General features: G+C 72.2%; 22 protein-coding genes. 1 reads left to right on the top strand and 21 read right to left on the bottom strand.

From position 1 onward, the window contains the following. Position 1: 1 nt before the first annotated feature. The 6 genes from ACYVJE_RS17365 to rpsB form a co-directional block, all read right to left on the bottom strand. A complete protein-coding gene (locus ACYVJE_RS17365) occupies positions 2-739 on the bottom strand; it encodes a class I SAM-dependent methyltransferase (RefSeq protein ID WP_461145284.1) in 738 nt (245 codons plus the stop codon). A gap of 59 nt (positions 740-798) precedes the next feature. Continuing rightward, a complete protein-coding gene (locus ACYVJE_RS17360) occupies positions 799-1,641 on the bottom strand; it encodes a phosphatidate cytidylyltransferase (protein ID WP_459156882.1) in 843 nt (280 codons plus the stop codon). 36 nt (positions 1,642-1,677) lie between these two features. Beyond that, positions 1,678-2,235: a ribosome recycling factor gene (gene frr / locus ACYVJE_RS17355; protein WP_459156883.1), complete on the bottom strand. Its 558-nt coding sequence runs from the start codon at positions 2,233-2,235 to the stop codon at positions 1,678-1,680. A 102-nt stretch (positions 2,236-2,337) separates the two neighbouring features. Then, the gene (gene pyrH / locus ACYVJE_RS17350; protein ID WP_459156884.1) at positions 2,338-3,087 is read right to left on the bottom strand and encodes a UMP kinase; all 750 of its coding nucleotides are present in this window, start codon (positions 3,085-3,087) and stop codon (positions 2,338-2,340) included. A 245-nt stretch (positions 3,088-3,332) separates the two neighbouring features. Beyond that, positions 3,333-4,148, bottom strand: a complete 816-nt coding sequence (tsf, locus tag ACYVJE_RS17345) for a translation elongation factor Ts (RefSeq protein WP_461145283.1) — start codon at positions 4,146-4,148, stop codon at positions 3,333-3,335. A gap of 126 nt (positions 4,149-4,274) precedes the next feature. Next, complete coding sequence (gene rpsB, locus ACYVJE_RS17340) at positions 4,275-5,117, bottom strand: 30S ribosomal protein S2 (protein ID WP_459156886.1); 843 nt, start codon at positions 5,115-5,117, stop codon at positions 4,275-4,277. Between the two features lie 610 nt (positions 5,118-5,727). On the opposite strand from rpsB, the gene ACYVJE_RS17335 reads away from it, so the two are divergent. Beyond that, positions 5,728-6,387: a M23 family metallopeptidase gene (locus ACYVJE_RS17335; RefSeq protein WP_461145282.1), complete on the top strand. Its 660-nt coding sequence runs from the start codon at positions 5,728-5,730 to the stop codon at positions 6,385-6,387. A 48-nt stretch (positions 6,388-6,435) separates the two neighbouring features. On the opposite strand, the gene whiG is transcribed toward ACYVJE_RS17335, so the two are convergent. The 15 genes from whiG to ACYVJE_RS17260 form a co-directional block, all read right to left on the bottom strand. After that, entirely contained in the window at positions 6,436-7,638 is a 1,203-nt protein-coding gene (gene whiG / locus ACYVJE_RS17330) for an RNA polymerase sigma factor WhiG (RefSeq protein ID WP_459156888.1), read from the bottom strand. Next, positions 7,613-8,587, bottom strand: a complete 975-nt coding sequence (locus tag ACYVJE_RS17325) for a tyrosine recombinase XerC (protein ID WP_461145281.1) — start codon at positions 8,585-8,587, stop codon at positions 7,613-7,615. The genes whiG and ACYVJE_RS17325 overlap by 26 nt, the downstream gene beginning before the upstream one ends. Before the next feature lie 138 nt (positions 8,588-8,725). After that, positions 8,726-9,913, bottom strand: coding sequence for a DNA-processing protein DprA (dprA, locus tag ACYVJE_RS17320; RefSeq protein ID WP_459156890.1), 1,188 nt, complete (start codon positions 9,911-9,913; stop codon positions 8,726-8,728). Positions 9,914-10,019: 106 nt separating this feature from the next. Next, positions 10,020-11,549, bottom strand: coding sequence for a YifB family Mg chelatase-like AAA ATPase (locus ACYVJE_RS17315; protein ID WP_461145280.1), 1,530 nt, complete (start codon positions 11,547-11,549; stop codon positions 10,020-10,022). Continuing rightward, positions 11,550-11,948 carry a YraN family protein gene (locus ACYVJE_RS17310; protein WP_459156892.1) on the bottom strand — a complete coding sequence of 133 codons (399 nt, stop codon included), beginning with the start codon at positions 11,946-11,948 and terminating at the stop codon, positions 11,550-11,552. Positions 11,949-12,487: 539 nt separating this feature from the next. Further along, entirely contained in the window at positions 12,488-12,811 is a 324-nt protein-coding gene (locus ACYVJE_RS17305) for a DUF2469 domain-containing protein (protein WP_459156893.1), read from the bottom strand. Positions 12,812-12,832: 21 nt separating this feature from the next. After that, on the bottom strand, positions 12,833-13,558 hold the full coding sequence (locus tag ACYVJE_RS17300; RefSeq protein WP_461145366.1) for a ribonuclease HII: 726 nt from the start codon (positions 13,556-13,558) through the stop codon (positions 12,833-12,835). A gap of 59 nt (positions 13,559-13,617) precedes the next feature. Further along, positions 13,618-14,556: a signal peptidase I gene (gene lepB / locus ACYVJE_RS17295; RefSeq protein WP_461145279.1), complete on the bottom strand. Its 939-nt coding sequence runs from the start codon at positions 14,554-14,556 to the stop codon at positions 13,618-13,620. A 377-nt stretch (positions 14,557-14,933) separates the two neighbouring features. Then, complete coding sequence (rplS, locus tag ACYVJE_RS17290; RefSeq protein WP_459156895.1) at positions 14,934-15,287, bottom strand: 50S ribosomal protein L19; 354 nt, start codon at positions 15,285-15,287, stop codon at positions 14,934-14,936. Between the two features lie 209 nt (positions 15,288-15,496). After that, entirely contained in the window at positions 15,497-16,327 is an 831-nt protein-coding gene (trmD, locus tag ACYVJE_RS17285) for a tRNA (guanosine(37)-N1)-methyltransferase TrmD (protein WP_461145278.1), read from the bottom strand. 92 nt (positions 16,328-16,419) lie between these two features. Continuing rightward, positions 16,420-16,977: a ribosome maturation factor RimM gene (rimM, locus tag ACYVJE_RS17280; RefSeq protein ID WP_461145277.1), complete on the bottom strand. Its 558-nt coding sequence runs from the start codon at positions 16,975-16,977 to the stop codon at positions 16,420-16,422. After that, on the bottom strand, positions 16,974-17,219 hold the full coding sequence (locus ACYVJE_RS17275) for an RNA-binding protein (protein ID WP_461145276.1): 246 nt from the start codon (positions 17,217-17,219) through the stop codon (positions 16,974-16,976). The genes rimM and ACYVJE_RS17275 overlap by 4 nt, the downstream gene beginning before the upstream one ends. After that, entirely contained in the window at positions 17,216-17,674 is a 459-nt protein-coding gene (gene rpsP, locus ACYVJE_RS17270; protein ID WP_459156899.1) for a 30S ribosomal protein S16, read from the bottom strand. The genes ACYVJE_RS17275 and rpsP overlap by 4 nt, the downstream gene beginning before the upstream one ends. Positions 17,675-17,862: 188 nt before the next feature. Beyond that, a complete protein-coding gene (locus ACYVJE_RS17265; RefSeq protein ID WP_461145275.1) occupies positions 17,863-18,681 on the bottom strand; it encodes a lysostaphin resistance A-like protein in 819 nt (272 codons plus the stop codon). 88 nt (positions 18,682-18,769) lie between these two features. After that, the gene (locus ACYVJE_RS17260) at positions 18,770-19,756 is read right to left on the bottom strand and encodes a lysostaphin resistance A-like protein (protein ID WP_461145274.1); all 987 of its coding nucleotides are present in this window, start codon (positions 19,754-19,756) and stop codon (positions 18,770-18,772) included. Between the last annotated feature and the right edge of the window lie 48 nt (positions 19,757-19,804).

Below are 19,804 nucleotides of genomic sequence, written 5' to 3'. Positions count from 1 at the left end.
CTCAGGGAGCGCGCAGACCGGCGGGTTTGCGCCGGAACCGCGCCCGGTAGCCGACCGGGATCGTCAGCCCCGGCGTCTCCCGGCACGCGCGCTGCGCCACCCGCGGGGAGAACTCGATGCCGAGGACGCTCTGCAAGCTGCGGCGGTCGGTGAAGCGCCACAGCGTGTCGACCGAGACGCTGTCGAACCCCTGCCGGGTGAAGAACCGCTCCACCGCGTCCGGGTCGTAGTCCGGCAGGTCGGCCCGCATCCACGTGCCGTACGGCGGGCACGTCGCGTCGAGGTCGACGATCGCGAGCGCACCGCCGGGGCGCAGCACCCGCTCCACCTCGGCCAGCCCCGGCTCGCAGCCCGGGCCGAAGAAGTAGGCGGTGCGCGCGTGCACCACGTCCGCGCTCGCGCTCGCCAGCGGCAGCTCGTGCGCCGCCCCTGCGCGCACGTCGACCCCGGGCACGCCGGCGACGCGGCGGCGGGCGCGCTCGACCAGCCCCGCGTGCGGCTCCACGCCGATGACGCTGCGCGCGGTCGCGGCGAACAGCGGCAGGTGGAACCCGTCGCCGCAGCCGAGGTCCACCACGTCGCCGCCCACCCAGTCGACGCGGGTGCTCAGGGTCCGCCAGATCGCCCCGGTGCTGTCCTGCGCCCGGTTCTCGGCCTCGTACACCTCGGGCCAGTTCCAGATGTTCGGGCTCGGCCGGACCTGATCGTCGCGACCCGCCGGCCGCTCGCGCGTGAACACGCTCCACTCCCCCCGCTCGCCCGGCCACCGCTGAGCCCGGCACCGGCGAGCACCAGTCGTTACGCCACGAGCCAGTACAGCATCATCCAGGCCACGGCGGCCGAGGGCAGCAGCGAATCCATCCGGTCCATGAGCCCCCCGTGCCCCGGCAGCAGGGTGCCCATGTCCTTGATTCCGAGATCGCGCTTCATCAGCGATTCCATCAGGTCGCCGACCGTGGCGCTGAGCACCAGCGCGGCGCCGAAGAGCATGCCTTCCCACCACTGGCCCCCGAGCAGGAAGGTGACCGACAGCGCCCCGGCCAGCAGTCCGGTCGCCAGTGAGCCGGCGAAGCCCTCCCAGGACTTCTTCGGGCTCACCCGCGGGGCCATCGGGTGCTGGCCCAACCACGCGCCGGCCGCGTAGCCGCCGGTGTCCGAAGCCACCACGCCGATCATGAAGCACAGCGCCCGGAACGCGCCGTCCTCCGGCCGCACCAGCAGTGCGGCGAACGAGGCGAACAGCGGCAGGTAGGCGGCGGTCAGCACGGAGGCGGACGCATCGCGCAGGTAGTTCTCCGCCCCGGCCCGGAACCGCCACGCCAAGCACACCAGGACGGTGATCGCGAAGCACAGCAGCAGGCCGCGCAGGCCGAGGAACCAGGCGGACCAGAGCATCGCCTGGCCGCCGAGCAGGACGGGCAGCCGGCTCACCCGCACGTCGGCACCGCGGCGCAGCGCGCCCGCGAACTCCGCCGTGGAGATCGCGACGGCCACTGCCACGATCACCACGAACAGGACGGGCACGGTCAGCAGCGCGGCGACGATGCCCGCGCCCAGCAGGACGCCGACGGCGATCGCCGCGGGAAGATCACGACCGGCCCGTTCCGAATGCGAAGACGAGCCCAGCGGTGAACTGGACATTCCGGACTCACCCTCGCGTTGGCCGGTCGTCACCGCTCAGACCTCGAGAAGTTCGGATTCCTTGTGCTTGACCAGGTCGTCGATCTTGCCGACGTAGCGCTGGGTGAGGTTCTCCAGCTCCTTCTCCCCGCGGGCACCGTCGTCCTCGCTGACCTGGCTGTCCTTGACCGCCTTGTCGATCTCGTCCTTGACCTTGCGGCGGATGCTCCGCACGCTGATGCGCGCCTCCTCGCCCTTGTGCCGGGCGAGCTTGACCATCTCCTTGCGCCGCTCCTCGGTCATCTGCGGGATCGCGATGCGGATGAGCTTGCCGTCGTTGGACGGGTTCACGCCGAGGTCCGAGTCCCGGATCGCCGTCTCCATCGCCTTGAGCTGGCTCTGGTCGTACGGCTTGATCACCACCAGCTGCGCCTCCGGCACGCTGATGCTGGCCAACTGGTTCAGCGGCGTCGGGGAACCGTAGTAGTCGACCACGATCCCCGAGAACATCGCGGGATTGGCACGGCCGGTGCGGACGGTCGCCAAGTCGTCCTTGGCCACCGTCACCGCCTTTTGCATCTTCTCCTCGCCGCCGAGAAGAGCTTCGTCGATCACGGCTGCTCCTTCGAGTCTGGCCACCGGTGGACATGACAGCTGCCGCCCGCTGCACCGAGCGACCGCAGGTATCGATTCTGCCCAATCAGGATCGCAGCTGACCTAGGCAGACGGTGCCGCCGGGGTCCGCACCAACGTCCCGATTTTCTCACCACCCACCGCCCGGGCGATATTGCCTTCCTGCAGGAGGTTGAACACCAGGATCGGCAGGTGGTTGTCCATGCAGAGGCTGAACGCCGTAGAGTCGGCCACCTTCAGGCCCTGCTCGATGACCTCCCGGTGGGTGATGGTCTCGAACAACGCGGCATCCGGCGTGGTGCGCGGATCGGCCGAGTACACCCCGTCGACGCCCTTGGCCATGAGCACCACCTCGCAGCCGATCTCCAGCGCCCGCTGCGCAGCGGTGGTGTCGGTGGAGAAGTACGGCATCCCCGTACCCGCACCGAAGATGACCACGCGCCCCTTCTCCATGTGCCGCATGGCCCGGCGCGGGATGTACGGCTCGGCCACCTGCCCCATCTCGATGGCCGTCATCACGCGCGTGTCGATCGCGTGCTCCCGTTCGAGGAAGTCCTGCAGCGACAGGCAGTTCATCACCGTGCCCAGCATGGCCATGTAGTCGCCGCGGGCGCGCTCCATGCCCCGCTGCTGCAGTTCCGCACCGCGGAAGAAGTTCCCCCCGCCGATGACGATGGCCACCTCGACCCCGTCCCCGACGACCTCGGCGATCTGGCGGGCGACCGCGCCGACGACGTCGGGGTCGATCCCCACGTCACCGCCGCCGAACATCTCGCCACCCAGCTTCAGCAGAACCCGGCCGTAGCCGCGGTGGGCCGGTTCCTCGTCGCTCACTTGGAATCCTCCTTGCGGTGATCAGCTGACGGCGGCCACTCGCCGACGAGCAGGCCGGCCTGGTCGATCGTGCCCGGTACCGCCGCCGACGGCACCCGGGCGACCCGCGAAAGCGCCCCGCCTTGGCACAAGGCGGGGCGCCGATCGCACCACGTCAACACGGGTTTCCCGCCACCCGATCCGCAGCGGGAAGCCACGAGTCCGCAGGACCGGGCCGAGCCGACCACCGCCGGCTCGAGCGCCGCTCAGTCCTGGCCGACCTCGAAGCGGACGAAGCGGGTGGCGGTGACGCCGGCCTCGTCCAGCAGGTCCTTGACGGACTTCTTGTTGTCCTGCACCGCCGGCTGGTCCAGCAGCACCTGGTCCTTGTAGAAGCCGTTCAGCCGGCCCTCGACGATCTTCGGCAGGGCCTGCTCCGGCTTGCCCTCGGACTTGGCGGTCTCCTCGGCGATCCGCCGCTCGTTCTCCACCGTGTCCGCGGGCACCTCGTCGCGGTTGAGGAACTTCGGCTTGAGCGCCGCAACCTGCATGGCCGCACCGCGCGCGGCCTCCTCGTCCGAACCGGTGTACTGCACCAGCACGCCCACGGCCGGGGGCAGGCCGGAAGCGCGGCGGTGCAGGTAGGTGGCCACCTGGCCGTCCAGGTTCTCCACGCGCCGCAGCTCGAGCTTCTCACCGATCTTCGCGGCCAGGTCCTGCACGGCCTGGTCCACGATCTTGCCGTCCACCTGCAGCGCCTTCGCCGACTCGAGGTCGGTGGCACCGGCCTCCTTGACGGCGGTGACGATGCGGTCGGCGAGGGCGACGAACTCGTCGTTCTTCGCGACGAAGTCGGTCTCGCAGTTCAGCTCGATGATCACACCGCCGTCGGCCGCCACGAGCCCCTCGGCCGTGGAGCGCTCGGCGCGCTTGCCCACGTCCTTGGCACCCTTGATGCGCAGGTGCTCAACGGCCTTGTCGAAGTCGCCGTCGTTCTCCTCCAGCGCCTTCTTGCAGTCCATCATGCCGGAGCCGGTCATGTCCCGAAGGCGCTTGACGTCGGCTGCGCTGTAGTTCGCCATCGTGCGTGTGTCCGTCCTCTTCCGGAATGTGTACGCGTAGGAAAAGGTCACGGGCGCTGTCGTGCACGCCCGGACATGTGCGTCGTCGCGCCCGCGCTGCGCGGGCGCGACGACACTCGACGTGTGTCAGGACTGCGCAGCCTGCTGCTCGCCGGCCTGCTCGGCCGACGCCTCGGCGGAGGCGCCCTCCGCCTGGCCGCTCTCCAGCAGTTCCTTCTCCCACTCGGCCAGCGGCTCGCCGCTCTCGGCGGAGCTCTCCGCGGCCGCACCGTTCTCCCGGCTGCTCCGCGCCATGAGGCCGTCGGCCACGCCGTCGGCCACCACGCGGGTCAGCATCGCGGCGGAGCGGATCGCGTCGTCGTTGCCCGGGATCGGGTAGTCGACCTCGTCCGGGTCGCAGTTGGTGTCGAGGATGGCCACCGTCGGGATGCCCAGCTTGCGGGCCTCGCTGACGGCGATGTGCTCCTTCTTGGTGTCGACGATCCACACCGCGCTCGGGACCTTGGCCATGTCCCGGATACCGCCGAGCGTGCGCTCGAGCTTCTCCTTCTCGCGGGTCAGCATCAGGATTTCCTTCTTGGTGCGACCCTCGAAACCGCCGGTCTGCTCCATGGTCTCCAGCTCCTTGAGCCGCTGGAGCCGGCGGTGCACGGTCTGGAAGTTCGTCAGCATGCCGCCCAGCCAACGCTGGTTCACGAACGGCATCCCGACCCGCTGGGCCTGCTCGGCGATCGCTTCCTGCGCCTGCTTCTTCGTGCCGATGAACAGGATCGACCCGCCGTGCGCGACCGTCTGCTTGACGAAGTCGTACGCGGTGTCGATGTACGACAGCGTCTGCCGCAGGTCGATGATGTAGATCCCGTTGCGCTCGGTGAAGATGTAGCGCTTCATCTTCGGGTTCCAGCGCCGGGTCTGGTGTCCGAAATGCACGCCGCTGTCGAGCAGCTGCTTCATGGTGACGACGGCCATAGCCTGATTCGCACCTCGTCGGTCTGGCGCGCCGGAGCGCGCGGATTTCCGGTTGCCGCGGTGAAGCCTGGTCACCGCCCTGGTGCTCCTCGGTGCCCCACCCGTGCGAGGCACGGGACCAGCGGGGATCCGACAGCCCTCTGCGCTCCCGCGGCACGAGGGCTCGCTCCGCGGGCGGGCCGGGGAGATCCGGCCCTCGGGCGGAACGCGGCACTCGGCACCGCGGTCGGCTCAGGACCGCGCGGAGCACGCGAAGTCGGTTCGCCTCGCATCGCGGCGGCGGCACCGGGCCCGGACGCGGGGATCGCGACCACTGGCCGCGCCACCGCTGGCAGCGCAGCCCCTGATGGCTCAGCCGCTGGCAGTTCAGCCGCTGGGGACCCCTGGGAACCCCGCGCCGGTGCCCCGGCACCGCCGGGACTCGCCGTGGGGACTCCGCTGTTCGGGACTCGGTACCGCGGACACCGGACACAGGCGACCGCGCCCCGAGTGTACTGGACAAGTGGCGGAGACCCGATCGCGGACCCGAGTTGTCCACAACGGCGCCGGCTGTCCACAACCCGCGCGCCGGTCAGTACCGCCGCCGCGTTCCCGCGCGCACGCTGAGGGGATGCCACACACCAGGTCGCACGCACCGCAGCGGATCCGCGGCGCGCTCGGCGCGCTGGGCCTGCTGCTCAGCACCCTGCTGCCGCTGACGGCGGCCCCACCGGCCGGCTTCCAGCCGGCCGGTGCCGGAACCGCCGCGGCGAGCGCAGCGCCCCCGGCAGCGTCCCCGGCGGCGCCCCACCGGACCTCGACCGAGCGGCGCGGCACCACCTTCGGCTGGCCGCTGCGGCCGCCCCGGCCGGTGCGCCCGTTCGACCCGCCGGCCACCGAGTACGGTCCCGGACACCGGGGCCTCGACCTCGCCGGAACGGCGAGCCAGCCCGTCCTGGCCGCAGCCGACGGGCGCGTCTCCTTCGCCGGCCCCGTCGCCGAGCACGGGGTCGTCTCCCTCGAGCACCCCGGCGGGCTGCGCACCACGTACCAACCCGTCGTGCCGGAGGTCGCCGCGGGCGATGCCGTCGCTCGCGGCGACCGGATCGGCAGGCTGGCGCCGGGACACCCCGGCTGCCCGCCCGCCGCGGCAGCAGGCGACCCCCGCCCGGAGGGCGAGCGGGCGTGCCTGCACTGGGGTGCGCGCCGCGGGGACACCTACATCGATCCGGTGCGGCTGGTGCACCGCGTCGAGATCAGGCTGCTGCCCTGGGACGCGGGCCGGGACTGAACGAACGGCACGTGCCCGCTCCGGGCGGCGCCGCCCGGCGCGGGCACGTCAGTTCTGCTCGGCCAGCTTGCCGCGCAGGCGCAGCACCGCGCGGGTGTGCAGCTGGCACACCCGCGACTCGGTCACACCGAGGACCTTGCCGATCTCCGCCAGCGTGAGGTTCTCGAAGTAGTACAGCGTCACCACGACCCGGTCGCGTTCGCTCAGCCGCTTGACGGCCTCGGCCAGCTGCCGCCTGCTGTCCCGGTTGACCAGGGCGTTGACCGGGTCCTCCGCGCGGTCGTCGCGCAGCGTCTCCGCCAGGGACACCTGGCTGGCCCCACCGCCGCCGATGAGGTCGTCCAGGGCCACGACGCTGGTCATCTGCAACTGCGCGAACAGCTCGCGCAGCTCGGCGACGTCGAGCCCGACTTCCTCGGCCAGCTCCGCGTCCGTGGCCGTGCGCTGCAGACGCGCTTCCAGGCGTTCCAACGCGCGCTCCACGTCGCGGGAACGGCTGCGCACCGAGCGCGGCACCCAGTCCAGCGCGCGCAGGTCGTCCAGGATCGCCCCGCGGATGCGCTGCATGGCGTAGGTCTCGAACTTCAGCCCGCGCTCCGGCTCGAACTTCTCGATCGCGTCGACCAGCCCGAAGATGCCCGACTGCACCAGGTCGGATACTTCCACGTGCGCCGGCAGGCCGGTGCCGACACGACCGGCCACGTACTTCACCAGCGGTGCGTAGTGCAGCACGAGTCGATCCCGCAGCCGCTGGTCGCGCTGCTCGCCGAAGGCGCGCCACAGGGCCACGATCCCGGCTTCCACGTCGTCGTGCGGATCCACGTGCTCCGCACCGTCCTGGTCCAGGGTCTCCACCCCGAAGGCGCCGGTGTCCACCCCGCCAGTGTCGGTGCCACCGACCGGTCCCGTCGAGCACTCGCGGTCGAGCCCTCCGGCCCCGGCACCCCCGGAGGCGGTGTCGAACCACGCGGCAGCCGAGCTCTCAGCGCCCTCCCCGGTGCGCACGGCAGCGGAGCGGGCGCCGGCCCCCGCGCGCCCCGCGGTCGTTGCGCGCCTGCCCGATCTGCTGCCGCCGGAGCCGGCATCCATCGCGTCCGCCTGCACCCCGTCGCCGCCGCGCGGGGAGACGACGCGCTGCCGGTTCGAGTGGCCGTCCGCGCCGCGGGAGGCCGCACGCGCCGAGCCAGGCCGCGCGGGCCCCGGATCGGCGCCGCCCCCGGCACTGTCAGGAACGGGGGTGGGTTCGCTCATGAATCGCCTTCAGCCGTTCGACGGTCACATGCGTGTAAAGCTGGGTCGTAGCGAGCGTAGCGTGACCAAGCAACTCCTGAACGCTACGGAGGTCCGCTCCGCCCTCCAGCACGTGGGTCGCCGTCGAGTGCCGCACACCGTGCGGACCCAGCTCAGGAGCCCCGGGGACCGCGTCGAACGCGGCGCGGACGACACGCCGCGCCACGCGGGCATCGATCCGGCCACCGCGCACGCCGAGGAACAGCGCAGCCCCGGACTCCGCCCGCGCGAGGGCCGGGCGACCCGCGGTGAGCCAGCGGTCCACCGCGTGCGCAGCGGGCCGACCGAACGGGACGTACCGCTCACTGCCGCCCTTGCCCCGCACGCGCGCCACACTGCGCTCGCTGTCGACGTCGTCCACGTCGAGACCGCACAGCTCCGAGACCCGCACGCCGGTGGCGTACAACAGCTCCAGCAGGGCGTGATCGCGCACCGCGGCCGGTTCCCCCTGCTCGGCCCCCAGCGCAGCCGTGCGCATGACCTCGCCGGCCTGGTCCGCGCGGGAGACGGCCGGCAGCGTGCGCCGCTCCCGCGGTGCCGACAGCCGCGGACCGGGGTCCGCGGAGAGCATCCCGGTCCGGTGGGCCCACGCGGTGAAGCTCCGCGCGGAGGCCGCCCGCCGCGTCACGCTCGAGCGCGCGGCGGTTTCCTCGTGCTGCAGGGCCAACCACCCGCGCAGCACGTCGAGGTCCAGTTCCCCCAGCTGCGCCGCGGAACCGCGCCGTTCGCACAGGTAGGACAACAGCGACACGACATCGCCGAGGTAGGCCCGCACGGTGTGCCCGGACAGGCCGCGTTCCGCGGCCAGATGCCGTTCGAACCGATCCACGGCCCCGCCCAGAGCCTCCGGCAGCTCCGCACGGGCGGCACGGAGGTTCGGGCGCGCGGCTCGGGCAGGCTTGCGGACCATGGTCTCGACGCTCGCGACCGATCGGGAGCGCGTCAAGCACCACGACTCGGCGCGTCCGTATCACCGCGCCGCGTCCGCATCATCCTGCCTCGTCCGCATCCCACGTGCCGTGTCCGCGCCTTTCCAGCCCCACCCGTGTCACCGCGCCGCGTCCGTGTCACCGTGCTCGGCTGCGGAATCCGCCAGAGACCACCCCCGATCGGAGCGGTGGGTGAACCCGGCGAGTTCCAGCTCCGGCAGCAGCGCCCGCACGGTGCGCAACGGCACGGCCGAGCGCCGCGCGACCTCGTCCGCACCGGCCGTCCCGGACTCGAGCGCGTCGAGCACGTCCCGCGCCTGCGCGGGCAGCAGGTTCCGGTTCGGCCCCGCCCGCTGCTCCGCTGGCTCCTCCGCTGGTCCCGCGGCCGGCTCGGCCACCGACCCCAGCGGCTCCAGCATCTCCAACAGGTCTCCCGCCCCGGTGGCCAGTGCTGCCCTGCCGCTGCGCAGCAGGTCGTGGCAGCCGACCGAGTTCTTCGCGGTCACCGGGCCCGGCACGGCCATGACGGGATGGCCCAGCGCGTCCGCGTGGTTCGCCGTGTTCACTGCACCGCTGCGGGCCCCGGCCTCGACGACGACCGCGGCCTGCCCGGCCGCCGCGATGAGCCGGTTGCGCACGAGGAACCGGTGCCTGCGCGGTTCCGTGCCCGGTGGGTACTCGCTGAGCACGACGCCCTGCCCGGCGATCACCCGCAGCAATCGGCCGTGCCCGGCCGGGTAGTCCCGGTCGATGCCGCAGGCCAGGAACGCCACGGTACGCCGGTCGGCGCTCAGCGCTCCCCGGTGCGCCGCGCCGTCGATGCCGTAGGCGGCACCGGAGACCACGGTCCACCCGGCACGCGCCGCGCCGTGCGCGATCTCGGCGGCGACGTGCTCGCCGTAACCGGACGCCGCGCGTGCACCGACCACCGCCACCGCGCGCTCCAGCAGCGCACCCACCGTGCCCTGCCCGCGGGCCCACAGCGCGAGCGGTTCGGTCTCACTGGCCACGCCCACCGCACGGGCACGGGCCAGCACGGCGAACGGTCCCTCCGGCCACTCGGGGTCTTCCGGCACGACCAGCCGGGCTCCCGCCTGCTCGGTCGCCGCGAGGACCTCGTCGGCCGACACGTGCCGAGCGGTGAGGTCCGCACCGACCTCCTCCGGCTCGCGCCCCCGCTCGATCAGTTCCACCGCCCGCACCGGACCGCACTCGGCCACGAACGCGGCCAACGCGGCCGCAGGCGGTTCGGCCGCAGCGGCCAGGTACGCCCGGGCCCGGCGCATCCGTTCGTCCCGCGTGCTCATCGTCCTCCTCCTCTCCCGCCGGGGCAGTGCCACGCATCATGTACCCAGCGCAGACATGCATCCCTGCCGAACGGCGCCCGCTGCCCGGCTCCGCATCGCCCGACCATCACGGCCCCTTCCGCTCCCTGAAATCGAGGGCGGCGGAGACGTGGTCGGCCTCGGGGCGCTCGCAGCCCTCGAGATCCGCCAGCGTCCAGGCCACCCGCAGGCACCTGTCCGCACCCCGCGCGGTCAGCGCGCCCGTCTCCAACCCGCGGTCCAGCGGAGCGGTCACCTCCGCGGGCAGTGCGAACTCCCGCCGCAGCGCCGGACCCGGCACCTCCGTGTTGGAGCGCCACCCGTGCGCGGCCCAGCGCTCCCGCGCAGCACCGCGCGCCCGCGCCACGCGCTCCCGCACGACCTCGGTGGACTCGGGATCGGCGTCGGCCGTGCGCGCCATCGCGGTGACGGGGCGCATCGACACCCGCAGGTCCACCCGGTCCAGCAGCGGTCCGGACAGCTTGCCGAGGTAGCGGCGCCGCGCCTGCGGCGGGCACTGGCAGTCCACGTCGCGGACGGGTGCGCACGGGCACGGGTTCGTGGCGAGCACGAGCTGGAACCGGGCCGGGTAGCGGACGGTCCCGTCACCGCGCGCGAGCCGAACCTCCCCTTCCTCCATCGCTGTGCGCAGGGCTTCCAGCCGTTTCGTCCCGAGCTCGCAGGCTTCGTCGAGCATCAGCACCCCGCGGTGGGCGCGGCTGACCGCTCCCGGACGGGCCCACCCGGTACCGCCGCCGATCAGCGCCGGCACGGTCAGCGAGGAGTGCGGCGCGGTGAACGGCGGCGTGCGGCTGACGGCTCGCTCGGCCCCGTCGAAACCATCCATCAGATCACCCGCCGCGGAGCTCACCGCGGTCACTTCGAGGGCTTCCTGCCAGGTCAGCTCGGGCAGCAGCCCGCACAGGCGGCGCGCCAGCATGGTCTTTCCGGTACCTGGCGGGCCGACCATGAGCAGGTGGTGGCCGCCGGCCGCGGCGACCTCGAGCGCCCACCGGGCCTCCGGCTGCCCCACGACGTCGGAGAGCTCCGGAACGGGCTGTTCCGCGCCGGATTCGGGGTCCGCGGGCTCGCACCGCAGCTCATCGAGCTCGCGCAACCACGCCAGGACTTCGTCGAGGCTCTCCGCACCGAGAACTTCCAGGTCGTCGACGAGGCGGGCTTCGGCCAGACCGGAGACGGGCACGACGGCGCGCCGCATCCCCTCCCGCCGCGCCGCCAGCAGAGCGGGCAGCAGCCCGGGTACGGACCGCAGCCGCCCGTCCAGGGCGAGCTCGCCGAACAGCAGGGTTCCCGGCAGCCGGTGCGCGGGCACGCGCTCGGCGGCGGCCAGGACCGCGCAGGCCAGCGCCAAGTCGTACGAGGTCCCGGTCTTCGGCAATGCCGCCGGGGACAGCGCGAGCGTCACACAACTGTCCGGCCACTTCTCCCCGCAGTTGTGCACCGCGGCCCGAACCCGATTCTTCGATTCCTGCAGCGCGGAATCCGGAAGGCCCAGCAATTGCACCGAGGGAAGCCCGCCCGATCGGACGTCGGCCTCGATTTCCACGAGCACGCCGTCGATTCCGAACAGGGCCACGGACCAGGTCTTCCGCAGCATTCAGAACACCCCCTGGAAATGCTTCACGTGCGGGGCCCGCCCCGGGGGCCACAGCACGGCGAGCACGTCGAACCGCACGCGGCATCCGGTGAGCCCGCGCTCGTGCAGCCAGTGCCGGGCCAACTCGCGCACGCGGCGGATCTTGTCCGCGCGGACGCTCTCCTCAGGTGTTCCGTAGTCGGTGCAGGAGCGCGTGCGCACCTCGCAGAAGACCACGGCATCACCGGTGCTGGCGATGATGTCCAGTTCGCCGTGGCGGCAGTGCCAGTTCCTCTCGAGGACCGTCAGGCCGTGCCGCTCCAGCGCCTGGGCGGCGACGCGTTCTCCTTCCGCGCCGAGTTCGTGGCGCCGACCGCGCGTGTCATCATCGGACAGGTTTCCTGTGATAGCGCTGACCACGGTGCTTTCCTCCCGGATCGGTGATCGTCGTGATCCCACTGTGCCGGGAGGAAAAGTGCCGCACCACGACGTCCGAGAAATCTGTGGACAACTCGCCCCCTTGGGGACAGCTCAACCTTTTCTCGGGTTTCCTCACTCGTTCGGCAACCACGATCCGATGACATCCGCCGACACGCCGAAGAATGTCGGGGCCTCGTTCTCCCACGACCACGCGAGGGGAGTGCACGCGAGCGGGGGCTTTCCCGCGGGACCGCACTCACGTGCGGAGAGCGCCCGGGCCGATCGGACCCGCCCGGGCGCGATCAGGCCGGGGGAACCGATCCGCCCGCACCGATCAGGCGCCCGCACCCGCATGGCCGCAGCGGAGGTTCCCCGCTGCGGCGGCCGATGCGCGACCGCGCCGCGGCAGTGCCTGACGAGGCCTCACCGCGGCGCGGTCGTGCGAGCACCGAACCCGTCCGAGCGCTCGACCGCCCGGGCCACCGGACCCGGAGGTCGGCGCTGCCCCGAGGGGCGGCGCTGGTTCCGAGGGGCGGGCGTCACCCGCCGAACGGACCGCCCTCGGGCAGCCGCAGGTCGGGCTTGTCCAGCTCCTCGACGTTGACGTCCTTGAACGTGATCACGCGGACGTTCTTGACGAAACGAGCGGGCCGGTACATGTCCCACACCCACGCGTCCGACATGGCGACCTCGAAGTACACCTCCGAATCGGAGTTGCGCACCTGCACATCCACCGCGTTCGCGAGGTAGAAGCGCCGCTCGGTCTCGACGACGTAGGTGAACTGCCCGACGATGTCGCGGTACTCCTTGTAGAGCTGCAGCTCCATCTCGGTTTCGTACTTCTCGAGATCCTCGGCGCTCATCGCTCTGCGAGCCCTTCTCCGTTACCGATCGGACGACTTGCCATTATTCCCCACGCTACCCGTGGCAGCATCGAGCAAACCGGGTTTTCCCAGCAACTGGCGCGGGCAGCGGACACCGTTCTCCCGCGCCGCGCTCACCACGTTCGCGTACGACCACCGGTGCTGGAGGCACGGACCGAGCTCGTTGAGCCGTGCGGTGTGCGCCGCTGTGGAGTAGCCCTTGTGCTCGGTGAAGCCGTACCCGGGATGTTCCCGGTCCAGCTCCGCCATGATCCGGTCGCGCTCCACCTTCGCCAGCACCGAGGCCGCGGCCACGCACGCGGCCACGAGGTCCCCCTTGACCACGGCCACGCTCGGCGAGGGAAGCCCCTGCACGCGAAAACCGTCCGTGAGCACGTAGCCGGGGTCGACGGAGAGCCGTGCCACCGCGCGGCGCATCCCCTCGAGGTTGCACGTGTGGATGCCGTGCGCGTCGACCTCCTCGGCCGGCACGACCACGGTCGACCAGCTCTGCGCCCGCTTGGTGATGCGGTCGTGCAGCCGCTCCCGCTCCGCGGGGCTGAGCGCCTTCGAATCGGTCAGGCCGTCGAACTGCCGCGCGTCACCGGACCGCAGCGCGCACGCGGCCACGACGAGCGGCCCCGCGCACGCCCCTCGACCGGCCTCGTCGACGCCCGCGACGGGGCCGAGGCCGGTGCGGTCCAGCGCGCTCTGCAGCGCCCACGTCCCGCTGTCCCGGCGGATCACCGCGCGCGGTGGCCACGCTCCCGGCTTGCGTCCTGCCGTCGAAGCCAGCCTCGCCAACGTCAGTGCCGCTCCCGCTCCCGCTTCACTCCGCGCGTCACCACACCACCGAGCCTACGACCCGCCCACACGGTGGGGAACGCCGCAGCGGCCCCCGCGGCCAGCGGAGCGCCCCCCTGCCACGCCGGGGCGTCCATGGCCTGAGCCCGCTCCTGCGGGTTCGGCTCGGGGATGCCCTGCCAGCGCGTCGGTGGCAGCACGATGACCTGCGCCTTGCCGATGACGTTGTCCACCGGCACGGCGCCGTTCGCACCGCCGCCGCCCTGCAGCCGGGAGTCGGCCGAGTTGTTGCGGTTGTCCCCCATCATCCAGAGGTGTCCGGGTGGAACCGTCACCGGGCCGAACGACCGCTGGTGCGGTTCGCCCTCCCAGTGGATGTAGGGCTCCTCCAGGGGCTCGCCGTCGACCATCACCCGGTTCTGCGGGTCGCAGCACTCGACGGTCTGCCCGCCGGTGGCGATGACGCGCTTGACGAAGTCCTTCTCGCTGGGTGAGCCGAAGCCGATCAGCGATCCGATGTAGCGGACGGCGCTGACCACCGGGTTCGTCGGTTCAGAACTGCTGAGCTCGCCCTGCACCCAGGGTTGCGGGCCGCGGAAGACGACCACGTCACCCGGCTGCGGGTCGCTGAACCGGTAGGTGACCTTGTCCACGAGCACCCGGTCGTTGTTGCACCCGGGGCAGCCGTGCAGCGTCTCCTCCATGGACTGCGACGGGATCAGGTAGACCCGCGCCAGGAACACCTGGATGAGCACCGTCAGCACCAGGGCAGTACCGATGAGGATCGGCAGCTCGCGCCAGAACGAGCCCTTCTTCGCGTTCTTCCTCTTCTTCCGGTCCGAGCGCTCGCGCGCGGGGTCGTCCTGCTGCGACCCCCGCTCGTCGGACTCGGAGGGTTCCTCGGGGCCGGTCGGCCCACCGGAGCGCATCACATCGGCCACCGGCCCAGGCTACTGGACCGGACGGGGCCGCGGACGAACTCCCCCGCGCCGGCGCCCTGCGCCGCCGAGCACGCACACCCCGGCTGACGTGCGCATTCGCCCATTCCGGAACATCGTTTCGGGCGAAAAGCGCAAACCGTTCGCATTGTGATCACTCGAAAGTGGTCGCCAGCCGAGCCGCACCGCGGAGACGGGGGTCACAGCGCGGAGCGCGGGACGAGCCCGCCCCAGCTCAGCCCCGCTGGCCGCGGACCAACCACCCGGACCACTGCGCCGCCCGCCGGGAGGCGTCCCTCCGGGCACGAAGCCGCCCGACACACCACGACCCGGGTGCGCGCACACCCGGGTCGTTCGGCCGCAGCGGAGCCGGTCGGCGGTCAGGACTTCGCGAACTGCTTCTCCTTGATCTTCGCCGCCTTGCCGCGCCGGTCGCGCAGGTAGTACAGCTTCGCGCGCCGCACATCGCCGCGGGTCACGACCTCGATCTTGGCGATGTTCGGGGTGTGCACCGGGAACGTCCGCTCCACGCCGATACCGAAGGACACCTTGCGCACGGTGAAGGTCTCCCGAATGCCGTCGCCTTGACGACGGATCACAGCGCCCTGGAAAACCTGAGTCCGTTCGCGCGAACCCTCGATGACGCGGACGTGGACCTTCAGCGTATCGCCGGGCCGGAAATCCGGGATATCGGAACGCAGCGACTTGGCGTCCAATGCGTCCAAGGTATTCATCGGTCGTCCGTCCTCATCCGTGTCGATGGCACCCGTGTTCTCGCATGTGACCCAACCGCACGGTGGGCAACCGTCTGACACGGGGTGAACTTGTGCTCAGCACGCCGGGAACAGTTCCCGGCGGCAGCAACCCTTCCAGTGTGCCACGCGCGGATTACCACCCTACCCCGGGGTGGACTTCCGGCGCGGCGCAGCCGGGGGACCGTCCGCTACTGCCCCTGCTCCGGGGACTGCGGGTGGCCGCCCCACCGCTGCCCGGCGGGCGGCTCGGTCGATCCGGACCGCTCGGGTTCGGCCAGTCTAGCGAGCTGCGCCCGGTCGGCCGCATCGAGGTCCTGCGCGGAGAACCGCTCCAGCAGGTCCGGCCGCCGGTGGTAGGTCCGCTCCAAGGCCCTGTCCCGGCGCCAGCGCGCGATCGCGGCGTGGTTGCCCGAACGCAGCACGTCGGGGACGGCCCGCCCCCGCCACACCTCGGGGCGCGTGTAACTGGGCCCCTCCAGCAACCCGTCGGAGAACGAGTCCTCCGCCGCCGAACGGGGGTTGCCCAGCACCCCCGGCAGCAGCCGGGCCACGGCCTCGACCATCACCAGCGCGCCGACCTCGCCACCGACGAGCACGTAGTCGCCGAGGGAGACCTCCTCGACCGGCATGCGCGCGGCAGCGTCCTCCACGACGCGCTCGTCGATCCCCTCGTAGCGCCCGCAGGCGAAGACCAGCCACGGCTCCTGCGCCCAGCGCGCCGCCGTCTCCTGCGTGAACGGCCGCCCCGCAGGAGTGGGCACGACCAGGCGCGGCACCGCGCCCCGCTCGTCCGGGGCGCAGACCTCGTCGAGCGCCTCGCCCCAGACCTGGGGCTTCATCACCATCCCCGGCCCACCGCCGTACGGGCTGTCGTCGACGGAGCGGTGCACGTCGTGGGTCCAGCCGCGCAGGTCGTGCACGTCCACCCGCATGCGTCCCGCGTCGATGGCCTTGCCGAGCAGCGCTTCGCGCAGGGGCGTCAGGTAGTCCGGGAAGATCGTGAGGATGTCGATGCGCATGGTCGGGTCCCGCCTGCCGGGGCGGCGCCGCAGCGCCGCGCTGGTCGTGCCGAAAGCCGCTCGGGCCGCGGACCGGTGCCGTGCCGGGCTGATCACTCAGCGCCGAACAGGCCCTCCGGAGGTGCCACCACGACGTACCCCCGCTCCAGGTCGAGCTCCGGCACGATCTCCGCGACGAAGGGCACGAGCACCTCCGCCTCGTCCGGCGTGCGCACCGCGAGGAGCTCGCCGGCGGGGGTGTGCACGACCTCGCGGACCTCACCGAGCCGCCGGCCGGCCCGGTCGTCCACCCGCAGGCCTTCCAGCTGGTGGTCGTGGAACTCCTCCGGGTCCTCGGCGGCCTCGTCCGGGTCGACGTGCGCGACCAGCAGCACGCCCCGCCACTGCTCGGCCTCGTCGCGGGAGGCGACCTCCCGCAGAGACAGGAGCATCCGCCCGCCGTGGGGGCGGACGGATGCCACCGTCACGTTGTGCGCCGTCCTGCCACCGCGGCGCCGCGCCTCGAGCGCGCAGCCCGCGGCGAAGCGCAGCTCGGGGCTGTCCGTCAGCGGATCGACCACGAGCTCGCCGCGGATGCCGTGCGGTTTGACGATCCGACCGACGGCGAGCTCGAGGGAATCACGCCCGGCCGTGTCGCCGGTGGAGCTCACCGGTCGGTGTCCACCACGTCGACCCGGACACCGCGACCGCCGATGCCGGAGATCACGGTACGCAGGGAGGTCGCGGTGCGACCGCTCCGCCCGATGACCTTGCCCAGGTCATCGGGGTGCACGTGCACCTCGAGCGTCCGGCCGCGCCGGTTGGTCGAGGACTGGACGCGGACATCGTCGGGGTTGTCGACGATGCCCCGCACCAAGTGCTCCAGCGCGTCCGCGAGGACCGTGGTGGTCACTGCTGACCTTCCTCGGTGTCCTCCGCGGACTCGGAGGACTCGGCCGACTCGGCCTTGTCCTCCTTCTTGCCGCCCTTCTTCTTCGGCGTGACGGCCTCGACGCCCGGCTCCTCGTAGGCGGCGGCCAGGGCGGCCTCGAAGCGCTCCTGCTTGGAGGTCTTGGCCTCCTTGGCCTGGAGCTTGCCCTCCTCGCCCGGCAGGCCCTTGAACTTCTGCCAGTCACCGGTCACCTGCATGATGCCGCGGACCGGCTCGGTCGGCTGCGCGCCGACGCCCAGCCAGTACTGCGCCCGCTCGGAGTCGAGCTCGATGTGGCTCGGGCTCTCCTTCGGGTGGTACTGGCCGATCGTCTCGATCGGGCGGCCGTCCCGCCGAGTGCGGGCGTCGGCGACCACGATGCGGTAGTGCGGTTCGCGGATCTTGCCGATCCGCGCAAGCTTGATCTTCACAGCCACGGCTGGTGGTGCTCCTCAGCTCTACGTTCGTGCGTCGGCGAGCATGCCACTCCGCGTGGGGAGAACGGATGGAACGCTCGTAGGTCTACCAACCGCGGGCGGTGAGAGGGAACCGCTCGCGGTGAACAACTGCCCATTGTGCCAGACGGACCCGGTTGCCCTCGTCGGGATCCCCCTGTCCACGGCCCTCACGCGGGCAGCAGCCCCAGCGACACCAGCAGCAGCCCCAGCGCGGGCAGGAAGTTGTTCACCTGGTGCGCGACGACGCTGGCGGTCAGCCGGCCGGTGACCATGCGGGCGATGCCCACGGGCACCGCGATCACCACGAGCAGCCAGGTGCGCTCCGGTTCGAGGTGCCCGATCGCGAAGATCGCCGTGGTCAGCACCAGCACGTTCGGGCGGCTCCACCGCAGCCGTTCCATGGCGCCCCAGAGCAGTCCGCGGTAGATCAGCTCCTCGCACAGCGGGGCCACCAGCCAGATGTACAGGAAGATGACCACGGCCAGCGCGGGCGGCAGCTGCAGCTCGTCGAGCACCCCGGTGACCGCGGAGTTCCCCCCGGAGGGGCCGAACCGCGTCCACAGGCCGGTGGCGATCGTCGTCGTCACCAGGCCCGCGCCGCCGATCGACAGCCCCGTCACGATGTCGGAGCGGCGCCACCGCAGTCCGAAGTCGACGCGCGGTCCGTTGCCGCGCACGACGGTGATGAGCACCGCCACCCCGCCGGCCACGAGCGTGGGCAGCACCAGCATGAGCACGAGCTCCAGCTCGTCCGGGCTGGCCAGCAGCGCGGCCAGCACCACCGACACGAGCACGAACACCGCCTGCGCGAGGAAGAACGCGCCCAGCCCCCAGCGGTGCTCGCGCTCGGCGCGCTCGCTCCCCGCCGGCGGTGCGGAACCGCCCGGCCGCCCCGCTCCGCCCGAGTGTTCCGCCCCGCCCGACTGCGCGGGCCTGTCCGGACGCACGTCGCCGCTGGCTGCGGGTTCCTCCGGGGACGCGCTCACGCGGTGTCGCTCCTCCCTCCGGCGCGGCGGCAGGCCTGCCAGCCTAGCGATCAGCACCGCACCGGAGCGAGAACCCGATCGGTGCCGTTCACGACCCCGCGGTGGCGAAGAGGAGCAGCGCCGGGAGGAAGTTGTTCGTCGCGTGCGCGACGACGCTCGCTCCCACGCGGCCGGTGATCATGCGTGCCGCCCCGATGGCCAGCCCGCCGAAGAACAGCACCGGCGTGCGCCACATCTCCTGGTGGATCAGCGCGAACACGAGCGCGGTGAGCACGAGGATCGCCCAGCGGGGGATCCGGTGGTGCTCCAGCGCCCCCCACAGGGCGCCGCGCATGAGCAGCTCCTCGGTCAGCGGGGCGCCGATGAACGCGAACAGCGCGAAGACGAACAACCAGACCGTGCGGTCCCCGCCCATCAGCCGGCTGATCTCGGTGTCGGGCGGCGGCCCGCTCAGGCTGATCAGCACGATCGTCAGCAGCCAGGAGCCGAGCAGGGCGATACCGCCGCAGGCCAGGCCGATCTTCAGGTCCCGCCACTTCGGCACGATCCCGAAGTCGGAGCGCAGCCCGTGGCCGCGGCGCCAGGAGAACAGCGCGGGCAGCAGCCCGAGCAGCACGTTCGGGGCGAAGGCCAGCAGCAGGACCGGTCCGGCGTTCGGCGGCTGCGCGGGGTCGAAACCGCTCTGCTGGGTCCGCTGGACGAGCGAAATGATCATCCCGGCCAGGTAGTAGCCGCCGTAGCCGAGGAAGAAGGCGGCGAACCCCCAGGCCAGCGAACCCCGCCGCGCGGTTTCGAGCTGCGCTTGCCAGAACCAGCGGTGCAGGTCGCGGTCGCGCACGTCATCGGCCTCGCCCATCGCCGGCATGTTCCAGATGCCCGACCCCCCGCTGCTTCCGGCGTCCCCGCCCCCGGCGGAGCCGGCATCCCCCGCGGCCCCGGTACCTCCGGGGACACCGGTGTTCCCGGCCTGCGGGCCGGGCGGAGGCGCACCGGCGGGCCCGCCCGCGTCCGGAGTCGCCCCCTGCTGGTCCCGCGCGTCGTCGGATTCCTCGGAGGGCTGTCCCTCTCGCACCACTCGCACTACTCCTCGCTCGACCCACCGCGGACGCGCGCCCGGCACGGC

The organism is Salinifilum aidingensis (genome assembly GCF_054782015.1).
This window is presented reverse-complemented; position numbering and strand designations above follow the sequence as displayed.

What these genes read in the sequence shown, in the direction of transcription:
- ACYVJE_RS17360 (WP_459156882.1), bottom strand. Translation starts at nt 1,641, where the DNA reads ATGTCCAGTTCACCGCTGGGCTCGTCTTCGCATTCGGAACGGGCCGGT.
- tsf (WP_461145283.1), bottom strand. Translation starts at nt 4,148, where the DNA reads ATGGCGAACTACAGCGCAGCCGACGTCAAGCGCCTTCGGGACATGACC.
- rpsB (WP_459156886.1), bottom strand. Translation starts at nt 5,117, where the DNA reads ATGGCCGTCGTCACCATGAAGCAGCTGCTCGACAGCGGCGTGCATTTC.
- ACYVJE_RS17335 (WP_461145282.1), top strand. Translation starts at nt 5,728, where the DNA reads ATGCCACACACCAGGTCGCACGCACCGCAGCGGATCCGCGGCGCGCTC.
- whiG (WP_459156888.1), bottom strand. Translation starts at nt 7,638, where the DNA reads ATGAGCGAACCCACCCCCGTTCCTGACAGTGCCGGGGGCGGCGCCGAT.
- ACYVJE_RS17325 (WP_461145281.1), bottom strand. Translation starts at nt 8,587, where the DNA reads ATGGTCCGCAAGCCTGCCCGAGCCGCGCGCCCGAACCTCCGTGCCGCC.
- dprA (WP_459156890.1), bottom strand. Translation starts at nt 9,913, where the DNA reads ATGAGCACGCGGGACGAACGGATGCGCCGGGCCCGGGCGTACCTGGCC.
- ACYVJE_RS17315 (WP_461145280.1), bottom strand. Translation starts at nt 11,549, where the DNA reads ATGCTGCGGAAGACCTGGTCCGTGGCCCTGTTCGGAATCGACGGCGTG.
- ACYVJE_RS17305 (WP_459156893.1), bottom strand. Translation starts at nt 12,811, where the DNA reads ATGAGCGCCGAGGATCTCGAGAAGTACGAAACCGAGATGGAGCTGCAG.
- rplS (WP_459156895.1), bottom strand. Translation starts at nt 15,287, where the DNA reads ATGAATACCTTGGACGCATTGGACGCCAAGTCGCTGCGTTCCGATATC.
- trmD (WP_461145278.1), bottom strand. Translation starts at nt 16,327, where the DNA reads ATGCGCATCGACATCCTCACGATCTTCCCGGACTACCTGACGCCCCTG.